Origin of the sequence: Acidocella sp., from assembly GCF_052326845.1 — a bacterium.
GTDB lineage: Bacteria > Pseudomonadota > Alphaproteobacteria > Acetobacterales > Acetobacteraceae > Acidocella.
Genome location: NZ_JBKQJR010000046.1, coordinates 1 through 6,362 on the forward strand (window position 1 = coordinate 1; position 6,362 = coordinate 6,362).

A 6,362-nucleotide genomic window follows, 5' to 3' on the forward strand; every position below is an offset into this window, starting at 1 on the left:
CCTGCAACGAAGCCGCGTGTCCTACCGGCAGCAGCATCTTCTGGCGATCGAGGGGCTCTATCCGCCCGAAATCGGCCATTTGCTCGATCTTGCCGAGAGTTACGTGCTGCTCAACCGCTCCGGTAAGACTCAGCGCGACCTGTTGCGCGGGCGTACGCTGATCAACCTGTTTTTCGAGGACTCCACCCGCACGCGCACCAGCTTCGAGCTGGCAGGCCGGCGCTTGGGCGCGGATGTGGTGAACATGTCCGTCGCCACCTCGTCCGTCACCAAGGGCGAGACCCTGCTGGACACGGCAGCCACACTGAACGCCATGAACTGCGACCTGCTGGTAATACGGCACAACCGCTCCGGCGCGCCGCATCTGCTGGCCCAGAAGGTCAGCGCCGCCGTCATCAACGCGGGAGACGGCACGCATGAGCACCCCACCCAGGCGCTGCTCGATGCCCTGACCATCCGCCGCAACAAGGGGCGCATTTCCGGCCTCACCGTGGCCATCTGCGGCGATATCGCGCATTCCCGCGTCGCCCGCTCCAACATCCTGCTGCTGACCATGATGGGCAATTTCGTGCGCCTCATCGGCCCGCCCACGCTCATCCCCGGCGGCATCGCCACCTCGGGCGTGACGGTGTTCCACGACATGGAGGAAGGCCTCCAGGGCGCGGATATCGTGATGATGCTGCGCTTGCAGAAGGAGCGCATGACCGGCGGCATGGTGCCCTCGTCCCGCGAATTTTTCGCCTATTACGGGCTGGACCGGAAGAAGCTGGCCTATGCCAAGCCCGATGCGCTGGTCATGCATCCCGGGCCGATGAACCGCGGCGTCGAGATCGACAGCGACATTGCCGACGATGCCACCTGCTCGCGGATCCAGGAGCAGGTGGAAATGGGCGTCGCCGTGCGCATGGCGGTGCTCGACACGCTGGCGCGAGGATAAAGCCATGGCCACATTATTCAGCAAAATCCAATATTTGGACGAATCCGCCCAGGCGTTGGTCGAGGGCGAAGTGCTGGTCCAGGGCGGCGTCATCGCCGATTTCGGGCAGAATCTCGGCCGGCCGGATGGTGCCACCATCATCGAGGCTGAGGGCGCGATTCTCGCCCCTGGCCTGGTGGATCTGCGTGCCTCGCTCGGCGAGCCGGGCTTCGAGTACCGCGAGACCATCGCCAGCGCGGCCGTCGCCGCTGCCGCCGGGGGCATCACCAGCATCGCCGTGCTGCCGGAGAGCGCCCCGCCCATCGACGATCCGGCCCTGGTGCATCTCATCATCTCCCGTGGCGTGGAGACGGGCTCCGTCTCCCTGCTGCCCTATGCCGCCGCCACGCGCGGGCTGAAGGGCGAGGAACTGGCCGAATACGGGCTGCTGCGCGACGCCGGGGCCATCGCCTTCACCGATGGCGGCAAGACCATCGCCTCCTCGCGCCTGATGCGCCTCGCCCTCGCCTATGCCTCGGGCTTTGGCATGCGCATCGTGCAGCATTCCGAAGATTACGAACTGGCCCGTGGCGGTGCCGCCACCGCCGGGGCGCGGGCCACTTGGATGGGCCTGCCCGGCATTCCCGCCGCCGCCGAGGCGATCTGCGTGGCGCGGGACATCCGTCTGGCCGAACTCACCGGCGGTGCGGTGCATTTCGCTCACATCACCACCGGCGAGGCACTGGACCTGATCCGCATCGCCAAGGACAAGGGGCTGAAGGTGACCTGCGACACCGCGCCCCCGTATTTCGACCTGAACGAGACCGCGATCGGCGATTACCGCACCTATAACAAGCTCTCCCCGCCGCTGCGGGCTGAATCCGACCGCCTCGCCGTGGTGGCGGCGCTGGCCGACGGCACCATCGACGCCATTGCCTCCGACCACCAGCCGCGCGACGCGGATGACAAGCGCCTGCCCTTCGCCGATGCCGCCCCGGGCGGGGCTGGCCTCGCCACACTGCTCGGCGTGACCCTGGCGCAGGTGCAGGCCGGGCATCTTACCCTGCCCCAGGCCCTGGCGCTGCTGACGAAGAAGCCCGCCGCGTGGCTGGGCATCGAGGCTGGCATCATCGCCCGTGGCCGCCCAGCCGACCTGGTACTGTTCCACCCCGAGCGCTCCTGGCAGGTGCAGGCGGGCAAGCTTCCCGGCAAGGCGCAGAACACGCCATTCGACGGCCGCGCCCTGGAAGGCGTGGTGCTCGGCACCTGGAAAACCGGAAAGCGGGTATTCGGATGATCACAACCTATATTCTCATCGCCGTCTTTGCCTATCTTCTGGGCTCCATTCCGTTCGGCCTGCTGCTCACCCGCGCCGCCGGGCTGGGCGATATCCGGGCCATCGGCTCGGGCAATATCGGCGCCACCAACGTGCTGCGCACCGGCAACAAGGCCCTGGCCGCCGCCACGCTGCTGCTGGACGCGCTGAAGGGCACGCTCGCGGTGGTGTGGATCAGCGCCTACGGCCATCACGGCGTGTTCCTGGCCGCACTCTGCGTGTTCCTCGGCCACCTGTATCCCGTCTGGCTGAAGTTCAAAGGCGGCAAGGGCGTCGCCACCGGGTTTGGCGTGTTCTACGGGGTGTGCTGGCCGCTGGGGCTGATCTGCTGCGCCGCCTGGCTGCTCACCGCCCTCACGCTGCGCTATTCCTCGCTGGCAGCGCTTGTGGCCTATGCCGTGGCGCCCATCGCCGCGTGGTATCTCGCCTCGCCCAAGGCGGCCCTGCTGGCCCTGATCATCGCGGCGCTGGTGTACTGGAAGCATCGCGCCAACATATCCCGCCTGCTGGCCGGCACCGAGCCCAGCATCGGCAAGAAGGCCGCCGTCTGAGGTGAAGAACATTCTCGAGCGCCTGCGCCTGGTACGGACCGAGAGTGTCGGCCCGGTCACTTACCGCAGGCTGCTCTCGCGCTTCGCCACTCCCGCCGAGGCGCTGGACGCGCTCCCCGCTTTGGCACGTTCCGGTGGGCGCGCCACCACGCCGCGCATTCCGCCGCTGGCTGAGGTGGAGCGCGAATGCGCGGCGCTCACCCGCATGGGCGGGCGGTTCCTGTTTCTCGATACGCCGGGCTACCCGGAATTCCTGGCCCAGCTGCCTGACGCCCCGCCCGCCATCGCCGTGCTGGGCGACGCTACTCTGCTCTCGGGGCGGTCAGTTGGCATTGTCGGCGCGCGCAACGCCTCGGCCAATGGCATGCGCTTCGCCGAACATCTCGGCGCGGAGCTGGCCGAGCGCCTCGTGGTGGTCTCGGGCCTCGCCCGCGGGATCGACGCCGCAGCCCATACCGGCGCGCTGCGGGCGGGCAAGACCGTGGCGGTGATCGCCGGAGGGCTCGATGTCCCCTACCCGCCGGAGAACGCCGATCTGCAAAAGCGAATCGCCGAGCGCGGCGCCGTGGTGGCCGAGGCGCCGCTTGGCACCGCGCCGCAGGGGCGGCATTTCCCCAAGCGCAACCGCATCATCGCCGGGCTGGCGCTGGGGCTGGTGGTCATCGAGGCCGCCGCCCGCTCCGGCTCGCTGCTCACCGCGCGCCTCGCCAACGATGCCGGGCGGGAGCTGTTCGGCGTGCCCGGCTCGCCGCTCGACCCTCGCTCCAAGGGCGCCAACGACCTCATCCGCCAGGGGGCGCATCTGGTGGATTGCGCGGAGGATGTGTTCGCCAACCTCCCGGACCACCCGGCCCGCCAGGGGCTGGGGCGAGACCTGCTGTTCACGCACGGCCAGCCCGGTTTCGCCGAGCCGCCCCCGGCCTTGGAAGGCGAAAACAGCGAAGCCGAGCTCGCCCGCGCCCGGCGCGAGATACTACCTCTGATCGGTCCGGAGCCGGTAAGTGTTGACGAGATCGCGCGGCGCTGCCAGTTGTCGGGCGGCGCCATAGCGGCAGCCCTGCTGGAATTGGAACTCGCCGGGCGAGTGGAAACGCTCACCGGCAACAGGGTGGTCCGGCCCGAAGACCTATGAATGGAACGGCCCTTGACTGATATCGTCGTCGTCGAATCCCCCGCCAAAGCCAAGACTATCAACAAATATCTGGGCGACGGCTACAAGGTGGTCGCCTCGTTCGGCCATGTGCGCGACCTGCCGCCCAAGGACGGCTCGGTCCGCCCGGACGAGGATTTCGCCATGGACTGGATGGCCGATGACCGCGGCACCAAGCAGATCGGCGAGATCGCGAAAGCGCTGAAGGGCGCCAAGACCCTGTATCTCGCCACTGACCCGGATCGCGAGGGCGAGGCTATCTCCTGGCATGTGCGCGCCATGCTGGAGGACAAGCACGCGCTCAAGGGTGTTGACGTGCAGCGCGTCACCTTCAACGAGATCACCAAATCCGCCGTGACGGCGGCGATGGCGCAGCCGCGCAAGCTGGATATGCCGCTCATCGAGGCGTACCTCGCCCGCCGGGCGCTGGACTACCTGGTCGGCTTCACCCTCTCGCCGGTGCTGTGGCGCAAGCTGCCGGGCAGCCGCTCGGCCGGGCGCGTGCAGTCGGTGGCGCTGCGGCTGGTGTGCGAGCGCGAGGCCGAGATCGAGGTCTTCAAGGCCCGCGAGTACTGGACGGTGGAAGCGGCGATGCTCACCCCCACCGGCGCGCCATACCCCGCGCGGCTTACGTATTACCAGGGCAAGAAGCTCGAACAGTTCGACCTCAACAATGAGGCCGCCGCCCGCGCCGCCGAGGCCGCGGTGCGCGCCGGTAATTTCAGCGTCAGCAGCGTCGAGAAGAAGCGCACCAGGCGCAACCCGCCGCCGCCTTTCATCACCTCTACCTTGCAGCAGGAGGCCAGCCGCAAGCTCGGTCTTTCCTCGCAGCAGACCATGCGCCTCGCCCAGCAGCTCTACGAGGGCGTGGACATCAACGGCGATACGGTGGGCCTGATCACCTATATGCGAACCGACGGCGTGCAGCTGGCCAAGGAGGCGGTCACCGCCATCCGCACCCAGATCAAGGCCGAGTTCGGCGACAGCTACCTGCCCGGCGCCCCGCGCGAGTACCAGAGCAAGGCCAAGAACGCGCAGGAAGCGCATGAGGCCATCCGCCCGACCGATATTTCCCTCGCCCCGGCCAAGGTCGCCCGCATGCTCAACCCCGAGCAGGCGAAGCTCTACGAGCTGATCTACAAGCGGGCCATGGCCTGCCAGATGTCTGCCGCCGAGCTGGACCAGACCGCCGTGGACCTTACCGACGGCCAGGGCCAGACCCTGCGCGCCACCGGCTCCGTGCTGGCCTTCGACGGCTTCCTGAAGCTCTACCACGAGGACCAGGACGACGCCTCGGATGACGAGGATACCCGCATCCTGCCGCCGATCGCCAAGGGCGACCCGGCCAAGACGCGCGATGTGACCGCCAGCCAGCATTTCACCCAGCCGCCGCCGCGCTATTCCGAGGCCTCGCTGGTAAAGAAGATGGAAGAGCTTGGCATTGGCCGGCCCTCCACCTACGCCTCCATCCTCACAGTGCTGCGCGACCGCAATTACGTGCGCCTCGAAGCCCGCCGCTTCATCCCCGAGGACCGGGGCCGGCTGGTCACCGCCTTCCTCACCAGCTTCTTCGCGCGCTATGTCGATACCGGCTTCACCGCGAACCTGGAGGAGCAGCTCGACGAGGTCGCCGAAGGCAACGCCAATTGGCGCGCCGTGCTGCGCGCCTTCTGGGACGATTTCTCCGCCGCCGTGGCACAGACCAAGGAGCTGAAGATCTCCGACGTCATCGACGCGCTGGACGCCGATCTCGGCCCGCATTTCTTCCCTGCGCGGGAGGACGGTTCGGACCCGCGCGTCTGCACCTCCTGCGGCACGGGCCGGCTGGGGCTGAAGCTCGGGCGCTTCGGCAGCTTCATCGGCTGCTCCAACTACCCCACCTGCCAGTACACCCGGAAGCTCGCGGTGGATGGCGGCGACAACCCGGATGACAGCCTGAAGGACGGGATGCGCCTGCTCGGCCAGCACCCGGAAACCGGCGAGGACATCACGCTCCGCCGCGGGCCTTATGGCCTGTATGTGCAGCAGGGCGAGCCGGACCCGGAGGACAAGAAGGCCAAGCCCAAGCGTGCCTCGCTGGCACGCGGCATGGAAGGCGCCACGTTGACGCTGGAACAGGCCCTGGGGCTGCTCTCGCTGCCCCGCCTGGTCGGCATACACCCCGAGACGGGACAGAAGATCGAGGCCAATATCGGCCGCTTCGGCCCCTATGTGAAAATGGGCGCGATTTTCGCCTCGCTCGACCGCGACGACGACGTGCTGCATCTCGGCTTCAACCGCGCCATGGATTTGATCGCGAAAAAGCAGGATTCGATCCGCGATCTCGGCCGCCACCCCAAGGACGGTGCTGCCGTGGTGGCGCGCAAAGGCCGCTTCGGCCCCTATGCGCAATGGGGCAATATGGTCGCC

General features: G+C 67.9%; 5 protein-coding genes. All 5 read left to right on the plus strand.

Annotation, left to right across the window (positions count from 1 at the left end):
- The first annotated feature begins 1 nt into the window (after position 1).
- Positions 2–937, plus strand: a complete 936-nt coding sequence (locus ACLPJJ_RS03115; RefSeq protein WP_443589383.1) for an aspartate carbamoyltransferase catalytic subunit — start codon at positions 2–4, stop codon at positions 935–937.
- 4 nt (positions 938–941) lie between these two features.
- Positions 942–2,213, plus strand: a complete 1,272-nt coding sequence (locus ACLPJJ_RS03120) for a dihydroorotase (protein WP_443589384.1) — start codon at positions 942–944, stop codon at positions 2,211–2,213.
- On the plus strand, positions 2,210–2,803 hold the full coding sequence (gene plsY, locus ACLPJJ_RS03125) for a glycerol-3-phosphate 1-O-acyltransferase PlsY (RefSeq protein WP_443589386.1): 594 nt from the start codon (positions 2,210–2,212) through the stop codon (positions 2,801–2,803). Before ACLPJJ_RS03120 ends, plsY begins: the two co-directional genes overlap by 4 nt.
- Position 2,804: 1 nt before the next feature.
- Positions 2,805–3,935: a DNA-processing protein DprA gene (dprA, locus tag ACLPJJ_RS03130; protein WP_443589388.1), complete on the plus strand. Its 1,131-nt coding sequence runs from the start codon at positions 2,805–2,807 to the stop codon at positions 3,933–3,935.
- Between the two features lie 12 nt (positions 3,936–3,947).
- On the plus strand, positions 3,948–6,362 hold a 2,415-nt coding region (topA, locus tag ACLPJJ_RS03135), incomplete at its 3' end, for a type I DNA topoisomerase (protein WP_443589389.1).

What these genes read in the sequence shown, in the direction of transcription:
- ACLPJJ_RS03120 (WP_443589384.1), top strand. Translation starts at nt 942, where the DNA reads ATGGCCACATTATTCAGCAAAATCCAATATTTGGACGAATCCGCCCAG.
- plsY (WP_443589386.1), top strand. Translation starts at nt 2,210, where the DNA reads ATGATCACAACCTATATTCTCATCGCCGTCTTTGCCTATCTTCTGGGC.